The 20,004-nt window shown below is 73.8% G+C and carries 17 protein-coding genes; 9 read left to right on the forward strand and 8 right to left on the reverse strand.

Annotated elements, in window-relative coordinates:
- The first annotated feature begins 1 nt into the window (after position 1).
- Entirely contained in the window at positions 2-2,845 is a 2,844-nt protein-coding gene (locus MTF65_RS23365) for a DEAD/DEAH box helicase (RefSeq protein ID WP_243630874.1), read from the forward strand.
- On the forward strand, positions 2,842-4,047 hold the full coding sequence (locus MTF65_RS23370) for an SWIM zinc finger family protein (protein ID WP_243630875.1): 1,206 nt from the start codon (positions 2,842-2,844) through the stop codon (positions 4,045-4,047). Before MTF65_RS23365 ends, MTF65_RS23370 begins: the two co-directional genes overlap by 4 nt.
- A gap of 19 nt (positions 4,048-4,066) precedes the next feature.
- Here MTF65_RS23370 and MTF65_RS23375 read toward each other — a convergent pair whose 3' ends face one another.
- Positions 4,067-4,606 (reverse strand): hypothetical protein, encoded by a 540-nt coding sequence (locus MTF65_RS23375; protein ID WP_243630876.1) that lies wholly within the window; start codon positions 4,604-4,606, stop codon positions 4,067-4,069.
- A gap of 127 nt (positions 4,607-4,733) precedes the next feature.
- Here MTF65_RS23375 and MTF65_RS23380 point away from each other — a divergent pair, with 127 nt between their 5' ends.
- Entirely contained in the window at positions 4,734-5,408 is a 675-nt protein-coding gene (locus MTF65_RS23380; RefSeq protein ID WP_243630877.1) for a chaplin, read from the forward strand.
- Here the strand turns inward: MTF65_RS23380 and MTF65_RS23385 are convergent.
- A complete protein-coding gene (locus MTF65_RS23385; RefSeq protein ID WP_243630878.1) occupies positions 5,401-6,069 on the reverse strand; it encodes a DUF2293 domain-containing protein in 669 nt (222 codons plus the stop codon). The genes MTF65_RS23380 and MTF65_RS23385 overlap by 8 nt on opposite strands.
- A 176-nt stretch (positions 6,070-6,245) precedes the next feature.
- On the opposite strand from MTF65_RS23385, the gene MTF65_RS23390 reads away from it, so the two are divergent.
- A complete protein-coding gene (locus MTF65_RS23390) occupies positions 6,246-6,596 on the forward strand; it encodes a cupin domain-containing protein (protein ID WP_308407211.1) in 351 nt (116 codons plus the stop codon).
- A gap of 35 nt (positions 6,597-6,631) precedes the next feature.
- On the opposite strand, the gene MTF65_RS23395 is transcribed toward MTF65_RS23390, so the two are convergent.
- The gene (locus MTF65_RS23395) at positions 6,632-8,077 is read right to left on the reverse strand and encodes a WGR domain-containing protein (RefSeq protein ID WP_243630879.1); all 1,446 of its coding nucleotides are present in this window, start codon (positions 8,075-8,077) and stop codon (positions 6,632-6,634) included.
- Positions 8,078-8,169: 92 nt separating this feature from the next.
- Here MTF65_RS23395 and MTF65_RS23400 point away from each other — a divergent pair, with 92 nt between their 5' ends.
- Positions 8,170-8,835 (forward strand): uridine kinase, encoded by a 666-nt coding sequence (locus MTF65_RS23400; protein WP_243630880.1) that lies wholly within the window; start codon positions 8,170-8,172, stop codon positions 8,833-8,835.
- A gap of 8 nt (positions 8,836-8,843) precedes the next feature.
- On the opposite strand, the gene MTF65_RS23405 is transcribed toward MTF65_RS23400, so the two are convergent.
- Both MTF65_RS23405 and MTF65_RS23410 read right to left on the reverse strand, forming a co-directional pair.
- Positions 8,844-9,725 (reverse strand): carbohydrate kinase family protein, encoded by an 882-nt coding sequence (locus MTF65_RS23405; protein WP_243631008.1) that lies wholly within the window; start codon positions 9,723-9,725, stop codon positions 8,844-8,846.
- Between the two features lie 278 nt (positions 9,726-10,003).
- Positions 10,004-10,963: a pseudouridine-5'-phosphate glycosidase gene (locus MTF65_RS23410; protein ID WP_243630881.1), complete on the reverse strand. Its 960-nt coding sequence runs from the start codon at positions 10,961-10,963 to the stop codon at positions 10,004-10,006.
- Between the two features lie 193 nt (positions 10,964-11,156).
- On the opposite strand from MTF65_RS23410, the gene MTF65_RS23415 reads away from it, so the two are divergent.
- Positions 11,157-11,576, forward strand: a complete 420-nt coding sequence (locus MTF65_RS23415) for a cupin domain-containing protein (RefSeq protein WP_243630882.1) — start codon at positions 11,157-11,159, stop codon at positions 11,574-11,576.
- On the opposite strand, the gene MTF65_RS23420 is transcribed toward MTF65_RS23415, so the two are convergent.
- From MTF65_RS23420 to MTF65_RS23430, 3 genes are all read right to left on the reverse strand, one after another.
- On the reverse strand, positions 11,570-12,874 hold the full coding sequence (locus tag MTF65_RS23420; protein WP_243630883.1) for an MFS transporter: 1,305 nt from the start codon (positions 12,872-12,874) through the stop codon (positions 11,570-11,572). The genes MTF65_RS23415 and MTF65_RS23420 overlap by 7 nt on opposite strands.
- Positions 12,875-13,075: 201 nt before the next feature.
- Entirely contained in the window at positions 13,076-13,639 is a 564-nt protein-coding gene (locus MTF65_RS23425; RefSeq protein WP_243630884.1) for a methylated-DNA--[protein]-cysteine S-methyltransferase, read from the reverse strand.
- A gap of 80 nt (positions 13,640-13,719) precedes the next feature.
- Entirely contained in the window at positions 13,720-14,619 is a 900-nt protein-coding gene (locus MTF65_RS23430) for a glycerophosphodiester phosphodiesterase family protein (RefSeq protein WP_243630885.1), read from the reverse strand.
- 263 nt (positions 14,620-14,882) lie between these two features.
- Here MTF65_RS23430 and uvrB point away from each other — a divergent pair, with 263 nt between their 5' ends.
- The 3 genes from uvrB to MTF65_RS23445 all read left to right on the forward strand — a co-directional run bounded on the left by uvrB (position 14,883) and on the right by MTF65_RS23445 (position 19,791).
- Entirely contained in the window at positions 14,883-17,054 is a 2,172-nt protein-coding gene (gene uvrB / locus MTF65_RS23435) for an excinuclease ABC subunit UvrB (RefSeq protein ID WP_243630886.1), read from the forward strand.
- Positions 17,055-17,141: 87 nt separating this feature from the next.
- Positions 17,142-17,720: a TerD family protein gene (locus tag MTF65_RS23440; protein WP_243630887.1), complete on the forward strand. Its 579-nt coding sequence runs from the start codon at positions 17,142-17,144 to the stop codon at positions 17,718-17,720.
- A 46-nt stretch (positions 17,721-17,766) separates the two neighbouring features.
- Positions 17,767-19,791: a TerD family protein gene (locus MTF65_RS23445; RefSeq protein WP_243630888.1), complete on the forward strand. Its 2,025-nt coding sequence runs from the start codon at positions 17,767-17,769 to the stop codon at positions 19,789-19,791.
- Positions 19,792-20,004 lie beyond the last annotated feature (213 nt).

Consider the following 20,004-nt stretch of genomic DNA (forward strand, 5'->3'; position numbering starts at 1 on the left):
CATGACACCGCAGACACCGGCAGCCGCCCGCGCGCTGCTGCGGCATGCCGCCGTCTTCCTGCCCGCCGCTGTGCCCCGTGAAGGCCGGGTCGTGTTCTGGGCCCCCGGCGGGGACCCGCTCCCCGGGGACCCGCTCCCGGGGGAGGCGACACCGCTCGCGCTCGTCCGGCCGTATGGTGACGGGGTCCGCACCCGGACCGTCCCCGGCCTGGCGCTGTCCGTCACCGCGGCCCTGCCGCTGCTGGCCCAGGCCCCGCACAGCGCCGCCGCTCACCCCGCCACCCGCGCCTGGGGCACCGCCGCGACGCAGGCGCTCACCCTGGTCGCCCGGGGCCGCCTGCTGCCCGGGCTCACCCCCGACGGCATCGACGCCTGGCGCGTCGGCCCGCTCGGCGCCGAGGACCTCGGCCACCTCCGCGCGATCGCCGCCGCGCTTCCCCACGAGGGGTACGCCACCCCGCTGGCCGGCCGCCGCCCGCTCCAGCTGCCCGAACCGGAGGCCCTGGTCCGGGCGTTCCTCGACGCCGTCGCCGACAGCCTGCCCCGTACCCCGGCCGCGCCCGTGGCGGCCGGGCGGCCGTTCGCCGCGCGGGAGCCGCAGCGGGTCTCCGGGATACGGGACTGGGCCGCGCAGGTCGCGGCCGGCGCCGACATCGGGGTCGGGATCTCGCTCCGGCTCGACCTGTCCTCCTTCCGGATCTTCGACGAGGCCGAGGAGGACGACACCCGCCGCGCGGGCGCCGCCGTCGTCCAGGTCCACAGCCTCGCCGACCCCACCCTGGTCACCGACGCCGGGGCGCTGTGGGCGGGCACGGCCGCCGCCGGCTTCGGGCCGCGTGCCCGGATCGACGCGGTGCTCGCGCTGCGTCGGGCCGCCCGGATCTGGCCGCCGCTGCTCCGGCTGCTGGACCAGCCGGTTCCCGATGCGCTGGCCCTGTCGGATCCCGAGCTGGAAGACCTGCTGGGCGCGGTCGCGAGTCGGCTGGCCGCCGCCGGGGTCGTGGTCCACTGGCCGCGCGAGTTGGCTCGTACGCTGTCCGCGACCGCCGTCGTACGGTCCACCGCGCCGGGTTCCGCCACCGACGGCACCGCTTTCTTCGACGCGCAGCACCTCTTCGCCTTCTCCTGGGAGCTCGCGCTCGGCGGCGACCGGCTCACCCCGGGGGAGATGGACGCGCTCGCGCAGGCCCACCGGCCCGTGGTGCGGCTGCGCGACCAGTGGGTGCGGGTCGATCCGGAGCTGGTGCGCAAGGCGCGCAAGCGGGAGCTCGGCCTGCTGGACCCGGTGGATGCGCTGGCCACCGTACTGACGGGGACCGCCGAGGTGGACGGGGAGCCGGTGGCGGCGGTACCGGTGGGGGCGCTCGCGGCCCTGCGGGAGCGGCTGACGGGGGAGTTGGCCCCGCTTCCGCCGCCGGCCGGTCTGAAGGCCACCCTGCGCGACTACCAGGCGCGCGGCCTGGCCTGGCTGGATCTGATGACCTCGCTCGGCCTCGGCGGATGCCTCGCCGACGACATGGGCCTGGGCAAAACGGTCACGCTGATCGCGCTGCACCTGCACCGGGACCGCCCCGAGCCGACGCTCGTCGTGTGTCCGGCGTCCCTGCTGGGCAACTGGCAGCGGGAGATCGAGAGGTTCGCGCCCGGCACGCCCGTGCGCCGCTACCACGGGGCCGGCCGCAGCCTCGACGGGATGGCGGATCTCGACAGGGGGTTCGTGCTCACCACGTACGGGACGATGCGCGCCGGCGCCGCCCGGCTGGCCGAGCAGAGCTGGGGCATGGTCGTCGCCGATGAGGCGCAGCACGTCAAGAACCCCCATTCGGCGACGGCGAAGGCATTGCGCACGATCCCGGCCCCGGCCCGGGTGGCGCTGACCGGCACCCCGGTGGAGAACAACCTGTCCGAGCTGTGGGCACTGCTCGACTGGACCACACCCGGCCTGCTGGGCCCGCTCACCGCGTTCCGGGCGCGCCATGCCCGTCCGGTGGAGCACCAGCAGGAGGAGGACGGCGGCAATGAGGCGGCGGTCGCCCGACTGGCCGCGCTCGTACGGCCGTTCCTGCTGCGCCGCAAGAAGTCCGATCCCGGGATCGCGCCCGAGCTCCCGCCGAAGACGGAGACCGACCATCCCGTGTCCCTCACGCGCGAGCAGGTCTCGCTGTACCAGGCGGCCGTGGACGAGGCGATGGCCGTGATCGAGGAGAGCGAGGGCATAGAGCGGCGCGGCATGATCATGAAGCTGCTGGCCTCGCTCAAGCAGATCTGCAACCACCCGGCGCAGTACCTGAAAGAAGAGCAGCCGCGGATCGCGCACCGCTCGGGCAAGCTGGCGCTGCTGGACGAGCTGCTCGACACGATCCTGTCCGAGGGCGGCTCGGTGCTGGTCTTCACCCAGTACGTGACGATGGCCCGGCTCATCGAGCGGCACCTCGCCGCTCGGGGCGTCGCCACCCAGTTGCTGCACGGAGGTACCCCGGTGGCGCGCCGGGAGGAGCTGGTGGACCGGTTCCAGGCGGGTGAGGTGCCCGTGTTCCTGCTGTCCCTGAAGGCGGCCGGTACCGGGCTGAACCTGACCCGGGCCGGGCACGTCATCCACTTCGACCGGTGGTGGAATCCGGCGGTCGAGGAGCAGGCCACCGACCGCGCGTACCGGATCGGCCAGACCCAGCCCGTGCAGGTCCACCGGATCATCGCCGAGGGCACGGTCGAGGACCGGATCGCGGAGATGCTGGAGGCGAAGCGGGCCCTGGCCGACGCCGTCCTCGGCTCCGGCGAGTCGGCGCTGACCGAGCTGACCGACCGCGAGCTCGCCGACCTCGTCTCCCTGCGGAGGCCGGCGTGATCACCGCGCGGGACGACCGCCGCCGCACCTTCGAGACCGTGCCCGCCGGGGTGGAGGCCGTCACCTGGTGGGGCCGGGCCTGGGTGGCCGCCCTGGAGGAGCGCTCCCGCGACGCGGCACGCCTCGGGCGCGGCCGCGCGTATGCCGAGCAGGGCCATGTCGACGCCGTCACGATCACGCCCGGCCGGATCGTCGCGTACGTACGGGGCAGCAGGCCCCGCCCCTACCGCACCGAGCTGTCGCTGAACGCCTTCGCGGACGCCGAATGGGGGGAACTCCTGGAGGCGGTCGCGGCCGACCCCGCAGCCCTCGCGGCGCTGCTGGAGAGGGAGGTTCCGCAATCTCTGGCGGAGTCGATCCTGCCCGGCGCTGGCGAGCTCGTCCCGCGCTGCTCCTGCCCGGACATCGCGCGCCCTCCGTGCAAGCACGCGGCGGCCCTCTGCTACCGGGCGGCCCGGCTGCTCGACGAGGACCCGTTCGTCCTGCTGCTCCTGCGCGGCCGCGGTGAGCGGGAGCTGCTCGATGAGCTGACCCGCCGCAATGCCGCCCACGCCGCGCGCGAACAGCCCGACGCGGCGCCGGACTTCCCCGGGGTCCCGGCCCGCGCGGCGCTGGCCCGCGCCGTCCTGCCGCCGCTGCCCGCCCCGCTCGCCGCGCCCGCCGGCGTGGGACTGCCGCCGGCCTACCCGGGCGATCCCGCGGCCCCGGACCCGCTCGCCCTGGACCAGCTCGCCACCGACGCCGCGACCCGGGCCTTCGCCCTGCTCACCACCGGCGAGGACCCGATCGCCGGTCTCACCCTCTGGCAGGACGCTGTCCGGCTGGCGTCCGCGCACCCCACGGCCGGGCTCACCGGCCCGGCCCGGAGCCTCTACCGGGACCTGGCTCGCGCCACCGGCCGTACGACCACCGACCTCGCCCGGGGCGCCGCCGCCTGGCGCCAGGGCGGCCTGCTCGCCCTGGTCGCCCTCGACGAGCCCTGGGACCCCCCGGCCGGCCCCTTCGACCGGGCCCGCCCGGCCCTCCTGGCGGCCGGCCAGGGCTCCTTCCGCCCCGACCGCAACCGCCTCACCTGCCTGAACCGCCAGCTCCGCCTGAGCCGCGAGGGCCTCTGGTACGCCTACGAGTCCCGCCTGGGCGACGAGGACTGGTGGCCGAAGGGCCGCCCCGCCCCGGACCCGGTCGCAGCCCTCGGGTTGTGAGCGGCCGGGCGCGCGAGGTTCACCCGGGCAGGTCGGCGGCCCAGCGCGTCAGAGCGGTGAAGTCGCGGTCGCGGAGGCCGTGGCGGGGGTGGATGCGGAGGAGGAGCGCCGGGGCCGGGTGGTGGGTGCGGACCCAGGCGCGGTCGCGGGGGTTGATCATGTCGTCGACCCAGGCGAAGGGGCGGCCGGCCGCCCAGTCGAGCAGCGGGCGGGTTTTCCAGAAGAGGCCGTCGGGGTCGTGGGCGAAGAGTTCCGGCCATTCGATGACAGGAAGATCAGCGGGAAGTCCGATGTGCGGGGCGATCATCGTGTTGGCGTCATCCGTCCAGGCGGTGGCCCAGGCGAGTTCGAAGGGGAGCGCCAGCAGCCGGGCGCCGTGGGCGGGGTGGAGGCGCACGCGCAGGCCGCGCCGGGCGCTGCGGGAATCCGGGGCGCGGCCGGACATCCAGACCGCCGGGCGCATGCGGTGACTCGTGTATCCGCGCAGCCCGGCGAGACGGGACCGGAAGGGGTTGAGAGGGCCGTCCACATCGAGGAGGAGCAGCGGGCGAACAGTCATGAAGAAGGAAGTACCCAGTACACGATGGAGTGAAATGCGTACCGGCTCTATAACCCGAATGGGTTGACCCGCGTTGTCTCCGGTGCGGGCGCAGCGCCCGTGAACCTTCCGGAAGGCAGGAAAGCTGATGCGTCACAGTCGTCGGAATGGCTTGATCGCGGCGGTGGTCGCGGGTGGCGGACTGGCCGTAGCGGGGGTGAGCGGTTTCGCCTACGCCGATGCGGAGGCGGGCGGACAGGCCGAGCGCTCCCCGGGTCTGCTGTCGGGGAATCTGGTGCAACTGCCCGTGAGCGCGCCGGTGAACGTGTGCGGCAACACCGTGAGCGTGGTCGGGTTGCTCAACTCGGCCGCCGGGAACCGGTGTGTCAACGAGAGCCCGGGGGACCACGGGTCGCCGGGGCCGAGGCCCTCGGATCCGTCCCAGCGCGCGCATCCGTCCAAACCCGGCGCCGGTGCCACGGGGCGGGGAAAGGATTCACCGGGGGTGCTGTCCGGCAATGGGATCCAGCTCCCGATCGAAGTACCGCTGAACATCAGTGGTAACGCGGTGAGCGTCGTCGGTGCCGGCAACGCCTCCAGCGGCAACACCTCCGTCAACGGGGAGCCCAGCGTCGGCAAGCCCGTCCAGCCGCCCGCCGTCCGGCCCGTCACCCCGCCGGCTCCGGCGGTCACGCCCGCTCCGCCTCGCGACACCTCCGCGCTCGCCCACACCGGGGCCGACGCCGTCGGCTACCTCCTCCCCGGCGGCGGCGCGCTGCTCCTCGGCGGCGTGCTGCTGTACCGCCGCTTCCGGCTCAACTAGCGCCTTCCGGGCCGCCCGTGCGCCATCCGTCGAGGATCGCGTCGATCCGCGCCGCCAGCCGGGCGCGGGCGGCGAAGCGGGGGATGCCCGCCATCAGCAGGGCGTCGTACTCCGTGTCGGTGTGGCGCACGGCCGCCCGGACCGCCATCGACACCGCCTGCTCGTCGAGGGCCCGGCCGGCGGCGGTGCGGCCCACCCGGCCGCTGCCGCGGAGCGAGGCGTGGGCGGCGATCGCCTGGGCGCGGTCGGCCGGGCATCCGGGGAACAGCCGCCGTATCTCGGCGGCGAAGGCAGCTGTGAAGCGGGTGTCCTCGGCGGCGCGGCGCAGCCGGTCGCGCTCGCGGCGGCGGGCCCGCGCGTCGGCGTCCGCGAGGCAGGCGCGCTCCGCGCGGGCCAGGGCGGTGTCCTCGACCAGCAGGCCCTGGCGTTCGTAGCGGCGGCGGCGTTTGTGGAGGCGGAGCACGACCGCCGAGAGTGAACTGGCCTCACGGGCACGGCGGGTGAGCGCCGCGTCGCCGCGCGGCAGGTAGACCAGGTGCCCCAGGTCGGCGCAGTCCAGGCAGCGGGGCACGCCGGCCTCGCGGACCACGTGCCGGATCGGGCCGCGCCGGCACTCCGCGCAGTGGATGTGTTTCACCGACTCGAACACCACGAGACTCATGCCGGATTGATACCGCCGCCCAGACCCCATATCACCTTGCGGCGCAGGTTTGTTGGGGTTTCGCCAATCCTCACTGGAATGGCGGATGTCCACCTACTGTGACGCACGGGCCAAAGCCGGAGCCCGTGGAGGAGGAGCACATGGGTGGACGGCAGGCAACGGCGCGGCGCCCGGGGATGGCGGAAACTCATGCCGAGACTCACGCCGACCTGGAGGGTCGCGAGATCGTCATAGCGCCCGGGGGCTGCACCGGCTGGCACTACCACCGGGTGGAGCTGATCGCGGTGGTGAGATCCGGGACGCTGACCCGGATCCTGCACGACGACTCGGTCGTGGTGCACCGGGCCGGGACCAGCTTCATCGAACCCGCGGGCATCGCCCACATCCACCTCGGACGCAACCTCGGCGCCGAACCGGTCGTGCTGTACGTGACCTGCGACGCGCTCCCCGAGGGCGCCGAGTTCTCCATACCCAGCCCGGCCCCACCCGGCTCCACGCCCTGCGCCTGCTCCGGCCCCGCCCTGTGAACCGGCCCGGCCCCCCGCCCCCGTGAACCGGCCCGTCACACCAGTCGGCGTATCTCCCCGCGCACCCGGTAGAAGCCGCCCGAGGCCGCATGCAGCCCGTCCACCACATACCGGGCCCCGACCTCCCGGATCCCGCGCGGGAACTGCACGTTCCACGAAGGCTCGTAGTCGCCGGAGACCACCTGGACGCGCATTCGGCCGCCCTGTTGCACGCACTCCACCACCACCGCGCCCGCCGGGGCCGCGGCCACCGAGACGGTCGCCACCGACGCGGCCGACGCGGCCGGGGTGAACACCGGAAGCGCCGCCGCCGACTTCACATCCACCGCCACCGGAACCGAGCCCCGCTGGGCCGCCGTGATCGCCGCCTCGCTCGCGTCCACGCACACCAGCGAACCGTCCGTGGTGACCAGGTACAACCGCTCGTCCAGGTACTGCATGGACAGCGCGGACCCGCCGCCCGTGCCCAGCTTCCACAGCCGCCGCCCGTCGGCGTCGAAGCAGTACACGGAGGAGGACGAGTCGCCGGCGAAGACGTACCGCCCGTCCGGCGAGGTCGCGCACGAGTACACCGCCGCGTCGCACCCGTACGAGGCCTCGATGGCCCCGGTGGCCTTCGACAGCCGCTGTACGACCTTGCGGCCCGTGCCCGCGTACACCGCGTGCTCCTCCTGCCAGCCGAACAGCACCGAGCCGTTGGTGGGGGTGTGCCACAGCTCCCTGGTGCCGTCCGAGGCGTACGCCGTCACACCGCCGCTGTGGCCGTGGTAGACGGCCGCCTCGTCGGCGCGGACCATCCAGGCGCCGATCCCCCCGGACTTGCGGGACCACTGGAACTCGTCCTCGTGGTCGATGACCGTCAGGCCACCGCCCGCGTCCGACACGTTCAGCACGCCCTCGTGGATGTCGAGCCAGTAGATGTCCACATCCGCCGCGATGTCGTACGCCCCGAACGGCACCTTCGACGACAGGTCGTACACCGTGCCGTCGTCACAGCCCGCGTATATCCAGAACTCGTCCGCGACCAGGCATTTCACCCCCTCCGGCAGGGAGTAGCGGGCCAGCACCTCGCCGCCGTGGCTCAGCGTGTAGACGTCCCCCGCCTGGTTGCCGACCCAGCAGCGGTCCTCGTCCACATGGATCCCGAAGGCCGAGGAACCCGTACGGAAACGCCACAGCACCGGGGCCACCGCGCGCGCCGTCGACGGCGCGGAGGTCACCTGGCGGCGGGTCACCGACCGCGCGGCGCGCTGCCCGCGCACGGCCGGGGCGTACCCCTTGCGGACCTTCTCCCCGATCTTCTTCGCGGCGGCCGCCCGGGCCTTCTCGGCCGTCGGGAACGAGGAGTTCTGCATCTGGCCGTCCGCGCCGATGCGCCCGTACCGCACCGAGACCGCGGTGCCGTCCACGGTCACCTCGTAGAACTTGTGCGCTCCGCCGCCATCCTGCGACAGCTCCAGATACGTCGTCTCCCGAGCCATGACAGACCCCTCCCCAAGGCCGGGCCGCCGGCTCCTGTCGCGCCGGTGATCCCTCGTGAAAAACGCTAAGGCCGACCACTGACAATGGGCTCGTGCAGCTGGAAGCGATCACATGGCAGCGGATGGCCGAGCGCCTCGCCGGCCACCTCGACCAACACCTCGACGAACACCGCACCGCCTCCGGCCAGGGAGCCTGGCAGCGGGTGGGCATCGACGGCGCGCCCGCCGCCGGCACCGGTGTGCTCGCCGGACACCTCGCGGACGCCCTGCGCGGGCGCGGCCGTCCGGCGCCGGTGGTCCCGGCCGAGGGGTTCCTGCGGCCGGCGTCGCTCCGCTTCGAGTTCGGCCGCGAGGACGTGGACGCGTACCTCGGCGGCTGGTACGACACCGCCGCGCTCTGGCGGGAGGTCTTCGGGCCGACCGACCCCGGCGGCACCGGGCGGGTGCTGCCCGACCTGTGGGACCCGGTGACCGACCGGGCCACCCGCAGCCCGTACACCGAACTCCCGGCGGGCGGCGTGCTGATCGTGCACGGCCCGCTGCTGCTGGGCCACTGGTTCCCCTTCGACCTCAGCGTGCACATCCGGCTCTCCCCGGGGGCGCTGGCCCGCCGCACCGAGCCGTCCGCGCGGTGGACCCTGCCCGCCTTCGCGCGCTACGAGGCCGAGATCGACCCGGCGGTGCTGGCCGATGCCCTGGTCCGGGCGGACGACCCCCGCCGTCCCGCCTGGACCGGGATCCGCCCCGGCACGGCCTGAACGCCGGGTCAGGGCCGTCCGCCCAGCCGGGTCACCGCCACCGCGGCCGTCCGGCACCCCGCCCGGGCGGCCTCCGCCGGGTCCGCGCCGGCGAGCCGGGCCGCGAGGAACCCGCCGGTGAACGCGTCCCCCGCGCCCGTGGAGTCCACCGCCTCGACCGACTCCGCGCCGACCTCGGCGGTGATCCGGCCCGCCTCGGCCACCAGTGCCCCGCCCGCGCCCCGGGTGACCACGACCAGCGGCACCCGCCGGCTCAGCTCCGCCGCCGCCCGGGCCGCCCCGGCCCGCTCCGGCAGTCCTGCGAGCAGCCGCGCCTCGTCCTCGTTGGGCAGCAGTACGCCGGCCCCCGCCACGGCGTCGAGGAACCGCCGCGGCCCCAGGGTGAGCAGGAACCCGGCCGAGGCCGGATCCACGCTCACCGGTATCCCCCGGGTCCGCGCGGCCCGCAGCGCGACCAGGGCCAGCTCCCGGCTGCTGTCCGCGAAGAACAGGTACCCGGAGAGGTGCAGATGGGCCGCCCCCTCCAGCAGGGCCGGCGCCCAGTCGGCGGGCGAGAGGCGCAGCGAGGCCGCGCTGTCGGTCAGGAACGTCCGCTCCGTGTCCTTGCCGACCAGGGCGACCACCGTCCCGGTCGGCTCGGCCGGGTCGATCACCAGCCGCGGCCGTACCCCCGCGTCCAGGAGCGCCCGCTCGTGCCAGCGCGCCGATTCCGTGCCCACCCGTGCCAGGAGGCGTACGTCGGCCGCGCCCGCGTACGCGGCCCAGCAGGCCGCGTTGGCGCCCGCGCCGCCGGGCAGGGTGCGGATCCGGGCGGCGGTGTCGGTGGCCGGAGCCAGCGGCTCCGGGTGCACGGCCACCACATCGGTCACGACGTCCCCGACGACGAGCAGCGCGCCCGCCCCCGCGACGCGCGCCGCCCCCGCTTCCGTGCCCGTGCCCGCTTCCGTGCCCGTGCCCGCCTCCGCGCCTGTCCCCGCCTCCGCGCCCGCCCCCGCTTCCGCCTCCGCGAGGCCGTCCGTGCCCGCCTCAGCCCCCGCCCTCGCTCCCGCGCCCACTTCCGCCCTCGCCTCCGCGCATGCTTCCGCCCTCGCTTCCGCGCCTGCTTCCGCCCCCGCTTCTGCCTCCGAGACCGATTCCGAGACCGCCTCCGCGCCCGCCCCGGCGCCGGTCACGGCCGGGCCGTCCAGGCCGCCGCGATGCGGGCCCCGAGGCGCACATTGCCCCGTACCGCCGCCAGGTTGGCCTCCAGCGAGGCCCCGCCGGTCGCCCGTACGAGGAACCCCAGCAGGAACGGGGTCACCGCCTGCCCCGTGATCCCGCGCTCGCGGCACTCGGCGAGGGCCTCGGCCAGGACCCGGTCGTGCAGCTCCGGATCCAGTTGCTCCGATTCCGCGACCGGGTTGGCGACCAGCAGCGCCGACTCCGGTCCGCCGAGCGAGTCCTGAGCCGCCATCACCGCCGCGACCTCCTCCGGCCGGTGCACCGTCCAGTCCACCGGCTCACCGGAACTGGCCAGGTAGAACCCTGGGAAACGATCCGTCCCGAAACCCAGCACCCCCACCCCCAGCGTCTCCAGCCGCTGAAGGGTGGCCGGTACGTCCAGGATCGACTTCACCCCCGCGCACACCACCGTGATCCGCGTCCGTGCCAGCAGCGACAGATCCGCCGACTCGTCCTGCGTCTGCGCGTACTCCCGGTGTACGCCCCCCAGCCCGCCCGTCGCGAAGACCCGAAGCCCGGCCCGCGCGGCCAGAAGGGCCGTCGCGGACACCGTCGTCGCGCCCGTCGCCCCCGTCGCGAGCGCGGGCGCCAGATCCCGGTGGCCGAGCTTCCGCACGCCCTCGCCGCTCGCGATCCGCTCCAGTTGTGTCTTGTCGAGCCCGGCGTACGCCACCCCGTCGACGACCGCGATCGTCGCCGGAACGGCTCCCTCCGCCCGAACCAGGGCCTCCAGTTCCAGGCCTACCGCCAGATTGCGGGGGCGGGGCAGGCCGTGCGCGATGATCGTCGACTCCAGGGCCACCACGGGCCGCCGCCGCGCGAGCGCCTCGCGTACTTCTTCCGACAGGACCGGTCCGCCGGACAGGGGTGTCGAACGGGGCCGCGGAGATGCTGTGTGCTGTGACATGTCCCCATCCATGGCACGGAATCCACGCCCCCAAACGCTCACCCGTCACACCCGTCACAACCTGTCCGAGGAGCGATCCCTCTGAGCACGCGCCCCGCAGACGCGGGCTGGACAGGGTGACTCGTCCGCCGGGCCGAACCTGGACGCTCTGGCCACCGTGCCGTGCGGCCCCGCCGGATTACGCTGGCGCGCCATGAGCACCAGTGATCACACCGCGGCCGCCGCCCCTGCCTCTGCCGCCACCTCCGCCTCCAACCCGGCCCCCGCCTCCTTCGCCGTCTCCGTACCGGACGTCCCGGACGCGGAACTGGAGGTCGAGGAGCTCGACCCCGCGCAGATCGTCTCCGGCGCACCGGTCGTGACGGGCAAGGTGCTGTGGGAGGCCCCGGACGGCTCGCAGGTGCGCGGGATCTGGCAGATCACCCCGGGCGTGGTCACCGACACCGAGGCCAACGAGCTGTTCGTGGTGGTCAGCGGCCGCGCCACGATCGAGGTGGAGGGCGGCGAGACCCTGGAGGTGGGCCCCGGTTCCGCCTGCGTGCTCCGCGAGGGCGACAAGACCACCTGGACCGTGCGCGAAACGCTGCGCAAGGCCTACCACATCAGCTACTGAGCGCCCTGGACCGCCGCCTTCGCAGGCACCGGGTGGCGGCGCGCGGTGAACAGGGCGAGGGCCGCCATCGGCAGCAGCAGGGCGGCTCCGATGGCGTTCAGCCAGCCGTAGCCGGCCTGGGACATGACCAGGCCGGCGGCCGCTCCGCCCACGCCCGCTGCCGTGTTCATCGTGAGGTCGCTCAGGCCCTGTACGGCGGCCCGCGCGGGCTGCGGCACCGAGTCGGTCAGCAGCGCCGAGCCGGAGACCATCCCGGCGGACCAGCCCAGGCCGAGCAGGAACAGTCCGAGCGCACTCTGCCCGTGGTGGGGCCCGGCCGTGCCGGCGAGCAGGGTGGCGACCGACAGCAGCCCCGCGGCCAGGCCGATCACCGACAGGCGGCCGAGCCGGTCCGCGAGCCACCCCATGACGGGGGAGAAGGCGAACATGCCCGCGATGTGACCGCTGATCACCAGGCCGACGAGCTCCAGCCCGGCGCCGTGGTGGCCCAGGTCCACGGGGGTCATCACCATGATCGAGACCATGGTGGTGTGGGACACCGCGACGGTGACCAGCGCGAGCCTGGCCCGGGGCGAGGCCTTGACGGCGGCGAACCCGGCGCGCAGCGAGCGGCCCGCCCCGGTCCGCTCCTCGGGCGCGGCCAGGGCACGGGCCGTGAGCAGCGGGTCCGGCCGCAGGAGTACGGCGATCAGCGCGCCGGTGAGTACGAAGACGGCTCCGGCCCACACGAAGGGGCCCGCCGTCTCGGGTATGGAGGTACCGGCGAAGCTGCGGCTGGCGGGGGCGGACAGGTTCGGGCCGAGCACCGCGCCGATGGTGGAGGCCCAGACGACGACCGAGATCGCCCGGGCCCGGCGGTCCGGGGCGGCCAGGTCGGCGGCCGCGAACCGGGCCTGGAGGTTGGCGGAGGAGGCCGCGCCGAAGCAGGCCATGCCGAGCATCAGGAGCGGGAAGCTCTTGACCACGGCGGCGAGGACGACCATGGCGGCGCCCGCCGCGCCGATCGCGTAGGCCACGACCAGCCCGGGCCGGCGCCCCCGCGCGGTCATCAGCGCGGCGAGCGGCAGCGAGACCAGGGCGGCACCGATCACCGAGGCGGTGGAGGCGAAGCCGGACAGCGCCTCGGTGCCGCTGACCTGCGTCGCCAGCACCGGGGCCAGGGCGATGCTGACGGGCACGCCGACGCCGCCCAGCATCTGGCTGGCGATCAGCACGGCGGAGGTGCGCCGCTGGAGCTGGGGCAGCGCCGCCCGATCGACCGGCGGAATCGGGCGGTCGGTGCCGGGTGTGGCGGTCACGCCGTACCTCCTCGCGGGCGCGGGAGGCGGCGTACGGACTCGGTGGGGCCTGAGACGGCGCGAGTGCTCACCGGCGCAGTGTCGCACCCCCCACCGCGGGGCGGAACCGGGCATACGCGCCGTACGGAGGCGCGCGGGAGCAGCGCGCCGGACCGCTTGGCCGCCGCGCGCGAAGGGCGGGTCCGGACCAGGGGCCGGAGGTCAGAACAGGGGCTGTGGGAGGACGCCCTCCAGCGCCAGCAGCCGCCGCTTGGTCTCGACCCCGCCGCCGAAGCCCCCGATCCCGCCGTCGTTCTCCACGACCCGGTGGCAGGCGACCACCACCGGCAGCGGATTCGACCCCATGGCGTTGCCCACGGCCTGGGCCGCGCCCGGCTGGCCGACGCGGGCGGCCAGTTCCCCGTACCCGACGACGGCGCCGTAGGGCACGGAGCGGTCCAGCTCCAGCAGCACCTGGCGGTTGAAGCCGGAGCTGAGCCGCCAGTCGAGAGGCAGGTCGAAACGCCGTAGCGAACCGGCGAAGTACGCGGTCAGCTGACGTATGGGCTCGGCCAGCAGCACCTCCTCGCCCGGGGCCGGCCGCCACGCGTCGGCGCCGAGCCGGGAGACGAGCGAGCCGATCATCTTGTCGGCCCGGTCCGGGGCGGCATGGAACTCGACCCGGACCAGACCCTCAGGGGTCGCCGCCAGGAGCAGGGGGCCGATGTCGCTCGCGACGACGGTCCATTCGAGATGCGGCCCGCGGGGCCGCTCGGAGCTGTCCACGCGTCCACCGTACGGCGCCCCACTGACAGCGCCCGTGCCGCGCCCGCGCCGCCCGTGCCGCGCCCGCGCCGCGCCCGTGCTCAGAAGCCGCCGATCGCCTCCCGTACGACATCGGGGGCGTTGCTGATGATCCCGTCCACCCCCATGTCCTGCACCTTCCGCGCGGTCGCCGGGTCGTCCACGATCCAGGTGTCCACCTCCATGGCCTTGCCGTGGGCGCCGAGCAGGTTGTGCACCGCCGTGACGTAGTCGGCCGAAATGGTGGTGTGCCACGGGTTGATCCGGTCGGTGAACCGGGCGTACTTCGGCAGGTCCGCCACCGTCGGGGTGCCGAGGAACGCGGTCACGATGTCCGGGCGCATGTCGTGCACGATCCGTACGGAGTCGGCGCTGAAGCTCTGCACCACCAGGCTGCCCGTCACGTGGCGCTCATCGAGCCAGCCGGCCTCGTCCAGCAGGTACAGGGTCTCGCGCTCGATCCCGGGGTAGAGCTCGGGCTTCTTGATCTCCAGCAGCAGCCGCTGCTGGTTGCGCTGTACCCGGGCGAGGTACTCCCGCAGGGTCGGCACCCGGGCGCCCGCGTACTCCTCGGAGAACCAGCTGCCGGCGTCCAGCGCGGCGATCTCCTCCGCCGTGAAGTCCCTGACCCTCCAGGGCTTGCGGTCGGGGAAGCGCTGCTCGACGTCGGTCGTGCGGGCGAGGGTGTCGTCGTGGACCACCACCAGCACGCCGTCCCTGGTGCGCTGGACGTCGTTCTCGACCCAGTCGAAACCGAGCCGCATCGCGAGGTCGATCGCTTCGAGCGTGTTCTCCGGCGCGTACGCCGAAGCCCCCCGGTGGGCGTACACGACGGGGGTCGAGAAGGGGCCGGGGAGCCCGCGGACAGGACCGGAGGCGGCGGACGAGGCCGTCCCGCCCAGCAGGGTGAGGGTGAAGCCCAGGACCGCGGCTGCGGCCGCGGCGGCGGGTCGGACGTACATGTGCGTTCTCCTCGGGTCGTGAGCCCTGGGTCCCCGCCTCAAGCGGGCGTGGAACGGCAGACGTTGCGGCGATGCACTTCACGGGGCGGATCTGATGCGGACATCTCATGGCGATCATGGCGTTGAAGATCACCGAGCCGCCACTGAACTACGACAAACGGACCAGAGCGCCGTATACCGGACCCCCGGCGCGGCGAACCGCCCGCACCTGCGGGGACCCGCAGGAATGTATGAGTGTCAGTGGGGGGTCGTACGGTTGACCTATGCGGCCCGTATCGAAGATCGAACGCACGGTGGCGCCTTTCGAGGTCGTCAGTCCCTACCAGCCCAGCGGCGACCAGCCGGCGGCCATCGCCGAGCTGGAGAAGCGCATCCGTGCAGGTGAGAAGGACGTCGTCCTGCTGGGGGCGACCGGCACCGGCAAGTCGGCGACCACGGCGTGGATGATCGAGAGGCTCCAGCGGCCCACGCTGGTGATGGCCCCGAACAAGACCCTCGCCGCCCAGCTGGCCAACGAGTTCCGCGAGCTGCTGCCGAACAACGCCGTCGAGTACTTCGTCTCGTACTACGACTACTACCAGCCCGAGGCCTACGTACCGCAGTCGGACACGTACATCGAGAAGGACTCCTCGATCAACGAGGAGGTGGAGCGGCTGCGCCACTCCGCGACCAACTCGCTGCTGACCCGGCGGGACGTCATCGTCGTCGCGTCCGTGTCCTGCATCTACGGCCTCGGCACCCCGCAGGAGTACGTCGACCGGATGGTCTCCCTCAAGGTGGGCGAGGAGATCGACCGGGACCAGCTGCTGCGCCGTTTCGTCGACATCCAGTACACGCGCAACGACGTGGCCTTCACCCGGGGAACCTTCCGCGTGCGCGGCGACACGATCGAGATCTTCCCGGTCTACGAGGAACTGGCCGTCCGCATCGAGATGTTCGGCGACGAGATCGAGGCCCTCTCCACCCTGCACCCGCTGACCGGCCAGGTCATCAGCGAGGACCGCGAGCTGTACGTATTCCCCGCCAGCCACTACATCGCCGGCCCCGAGCGCATGGAGAAGGCGATCGCCGGCATCGAGGCCGAGCTGGCGGAGCGCCTGGCCGAGCTGGAGAAGCAGGGCAAGTTGCTGGAGGCGCAGCGGCTGCGTATGCGCACCACGTACGACCTGGAGATGATGCGTCAGATCGGCTCCTGCTCCGGTATCGAGAACTACTCGCTGCACTTGGACGACCGTGAGCGGGGCTCCGCGCCCAACACCCTCATCGACTACTTCCCCGAGGACTTCCTCCTAGTCATCGACGAGTCACACGTCACCGTCCCGCAGATCGGCGCGATGTACGAGGGTGACGCCTCGCGCAAGCGGACCCTGGTCGACCACGGCTTCCGGCTGCCGTCGGCGCTCGACAACCGGCCGCTGAAGTGGGAGGAGTTCCAGAAGCGGATCGGCCAGACGGTCTATCTCTCGGCCACCCCCGGCAAGTACGAGCTCTCGCGCTCGGACGGCTTCGTCGAGCAGATCATCCGCCCCACCGGTCTCGTCGACCCGGAGGTCGTGGTCAAGCCGACCGAGGGTCAGATCGACGACCTGGTGCACGAGATCCGCCGGCGTGTCGAGAAGGACGAGCGGGTCCTCGTCACCACGCTCACCAAGAAGATGTCCGAGGACCTCACGGACTACTTCCTGGAGCTCGGGATCCAGGTCCGCTACCTGCACAGCGACGTGGACACCCTCCGCCGCATCGAGCTGCTGCGCGAGCTGCGGTCCGGCGAGTACGACGTCCTGGTCGGCATCAACCTGCTGCGCGAGGGCCTCGACCTGCCCGAGGTGTCACTGGTGGCCATCCTCGACGCGGACAAGGAGGGCTTCCTGCGCTCCGGGACCTCCCTGATCCAGACCATCGGCCGCGCCGCGCGCAACGTCTCCGGCCAGGTCCACATGTACGCGGACAAGATGACCCCGGCGATGGAGAAGGCCATCGACGAGACCAACCGGCGCCGCGAGAAGCAGATCGCGTACAACACGGCCAACGGGATCGACCCGCAGCCGCTGCGCAAGAAGATCAACGACATCGTGGCCACCATCGCCCGCGAGGAGCTCGACACCGAGGAGCTGCTCGGGACCGGGTACCGGCAGGGGAAGGACGGCAAGGGTCCCAAGGCCCCGGTGCCCGCGCTCGGCGGCACGGCGGCCCAGGCCAAGGGTGCGAAGGGGGCAAAGGCGGGCAAGGGGGCCAAGGGCGCCAAGGGCGCCAAGGCCGTCGAGGTGCTCACCGACCGGCCGGCCGAGGAACTGGCCTCGCTCATCGAGCAGATGACCGAGCGGATGCGGGGGGCCGCGGCCGAGCTCCAGTTCGAGGTGGCGGCCCGGATCCGGGACGAGGTCAGCGAGCTGAAGAAGGAGCTGCGGCAGATGAAGGAGGCGGGCCTCGCCTGACCCGGGGGTCGTCAGTAGGGTGGCACACGGCCGCAGGTACACGCTGCGCGCAAGGTATTGGGGCGGGCTAAGGAGAGGGGACAGCGCGTGACGATCAACATGACCAAGGGTCAGGCCATCAGTCTGCAGAAGGCGGACGGGGGCACGCTGACCGCGGTCCGCATGGGCCTCGGCTGGCAGGCGGCGAAGCGCCGCGGACTGTTCGGTACGCGGACCCGGGAGATCGACCTGGACGCGTCGGCGGTTCTGTTCGCCGACAAGCAGCCCGTGGACGTCGTGTTCTTCCGGCACCTGCAGAGCGACGACGGCTCGGTCCGGCACACGGGTGACAACCTGGTCGGCGGCGCCGGCCAGGGCGGGGACGACGAGTCGATCCTCGTCGACCTCCAGCGCGTGCCGGTGCACATCGACCAGATCGTCTTCACGGTGAACTCGTTCACCGGCCAGACCTTCCAGGAAGTGCAGAACGCGTTCTGCCGCATCGTCGACGAGACCAACGGCCAGGAGCTGGCCCGCTACACCCTCGACGGCGGCGGCCAGTACACGGCCCAGATCATGGCGAAGGTGTCCCGCGTCGGCAGCGGCTGGCAGATGACGGCCCTCGGCAACCCGGCCAACGGCCGTACGTTCCAGGACCTGATGCCGTCGATCCTGCCGCACCTGTAAGCAGCACCGGAACAACAGAGGAAAAGGCACGGGGGAGGGCTGCACGATGACGGCCGAACTGGTCCGGGGGCAGAACCACCCCCTGTCCCATAGCCGGGTGGAGGTCAGGGTTTCGGCGGGCACGCCCGTGCTGGCCCTGGCCTTCGCCGGCGACGACGAGGGCCGGCCCGCCGGCCCCGAGGCGGTGGCCCACCCCGGTGCCCGCGCCCTGCCCGGGCTGGAGGTCCCCGGGGCGGTGGCCGGTCAGCACCGGTTCACCGTGGACCTCGACGCCGTCGGGCCCGCCGTGCACCGGGTCGAGGTGGTGCTCGTCCTGCCGCCCGGCGGCCCGGTGCGCTTCGGCGCGGTTCCCGCGTCCTACGTCGCGGTGGCCGACCCGGAGGGCGCCGAGCTCGCCGGGTACACCCTGACCGGGCTGGACTCCGAGACCGCCGTCGTGGCGCTGGAGCTGTACCGGCGCCAGGGCGCCTGGAAGGTCCGCGCGGTGGGCCAGGGGTACGCCGACGGGCTCGGCGCGCTGCTGTCCGGCGCCGGGCTCCCCGGCCCGGCCGCCGCCACCGTGGCCGCGGCGGCGCTGCGCGCGGTCGCGCCCGATCCGGCTCCCACCGCCGCCCCGACGGTGGCGCGGGACCTGCGGGCGCCGCGGGACGCCGGGCCTGCCGGGCGGGACTCCGGGCCCGACGGGCCCGCTCCCGTCCCGTCCACGCCGTCCGTCGCGCCCGTCCCGCCGGTCCCCTCCGCGCCGGAGCCGCCGGAGCCGGTCCCCGTCTCCGCGGTCCCGTACGGCGGTACGCCCGGTCCCGCGCCGGCGGACACCCCCGACGGGCCGCCCACCATCAGCTACGCCCACCCGCGCCGCCGCCGGACCAGCACCGAGCCGCCCGAGCCGGCGCCGCGGCCGGCCGAGCCCGCGCGGCCGGGCGAGCCGCCGCGCCCCGTCGCCGGGGACGCCGGCGGCTGGTCCATGGAGGAGCGGCTCTACAACCAGGTCTGGGGCATGTTCGAGGACCTGGCCCGCACGGTCGCCGCCTACCGCGGCGCCGTCGAGTTCGCCGACTCCCGGATGGACCGGGAGCTCGACGAGGCCCTGTCCGACCCCCGCCACCGCATCGGAGGGTCCGGCAACGCGGCCCGCGACGCCGCGCGGGCCCGCCGCGACGAGCTCGTCGACCGGGCTCAGGCCGTCCTCGACCGGGACCTCGCCCAGCTGGTCGCGGAGACCGAGGTCGTCGAGCCCGCGCTGCCGGCCGCGTACGCCCGCTGGAGCAACCCCGTCTGGCACAGCGGCAGCGCGGCAGGCCTGCCCGAGGAGAGCCCGCTGGCCCTGCGCCTCGGGGACCTGCACCTGCCCGAGCGGCCCGACCTGCGCATCCCGATGCTGATGCGCCTCCCGCTGGAGCGCGGCCTCTGGATCGACAACGGCCGCACCGGTTCCGAGGCCGCCATGACGATGGACACCGACCGGCTGCGCCGGGCGGCGATGGACATGGCCGTCGCGCACGCCGTCCGGCTGCTCGCGGTCCACCCGGGCGACCGGCTCACCGTCCACGTCATCGACGCGGCCGGGGCGGGTGCCGCCTCGCTGGTCCCGCTCGTCCGGTCCGGGGTGCTGGCCGGGCCGCCCGCCGCCGGCCCCGACGCGGTCACCCGGACACTGGCCGCGCTGACCCGGCGGGTGGACCTCGTACAGATGGCGCTGCGCGCCGGGGCCCCGGAGGATCTGCCGCCGGATGTGGACACCGCCGAGCAGCTGCTGATCGTCCATGACTTCCCGCACGGGTTCGACGACCGCGCCGTCACGCAGCTGCGCTACCTGGCCGACGAGGGCCCGGCGGTCGGCGTGCATCTGCTGATGGTCGCCGACCGTGACGAGGCCTCGGCGTACGGGCCGCTGCTGGACCCCCTGTGGCGCTCGCTGATGCGGCTTTCACCGGTCCCGGACAGCCACCTCGCCGATCCCTGGGTCGGCCACGCCTGGACCTTCGAGCCGGATCTGCCCCCGCCGGGCAGCCGGGTCCTCGACCAGGCACTCGACCGGATCGTGGCGGCCCGGCGAGGGGCCCGCCCCTGACCGCGGGGGGCGGGTCCTGGCCGGTCGATGACCGTCCGGTGACCCGCCGCTGACCAGTTCTTGGGGATCCTTTTACCTTTTCCGCCTCCGGCCGGTACTCTGGGGACCGCGGAGGGGAGTATTCCTGCATCCCTGCTACGACGTACCCGTCAATACGGACACTTCGGTCATGTAACCGCAGTCGGTTATCTGAACGCAGTCGGTCCCGGGGCG

This window comes from Streptomyces sp. APSN-46.1, assembly GCF_022815725.1.
Lineage (GTDB): Bacteria > Actinomycetota > Actinomycetes > Streptomycetales > Streptomycetaceae > Streptomyces.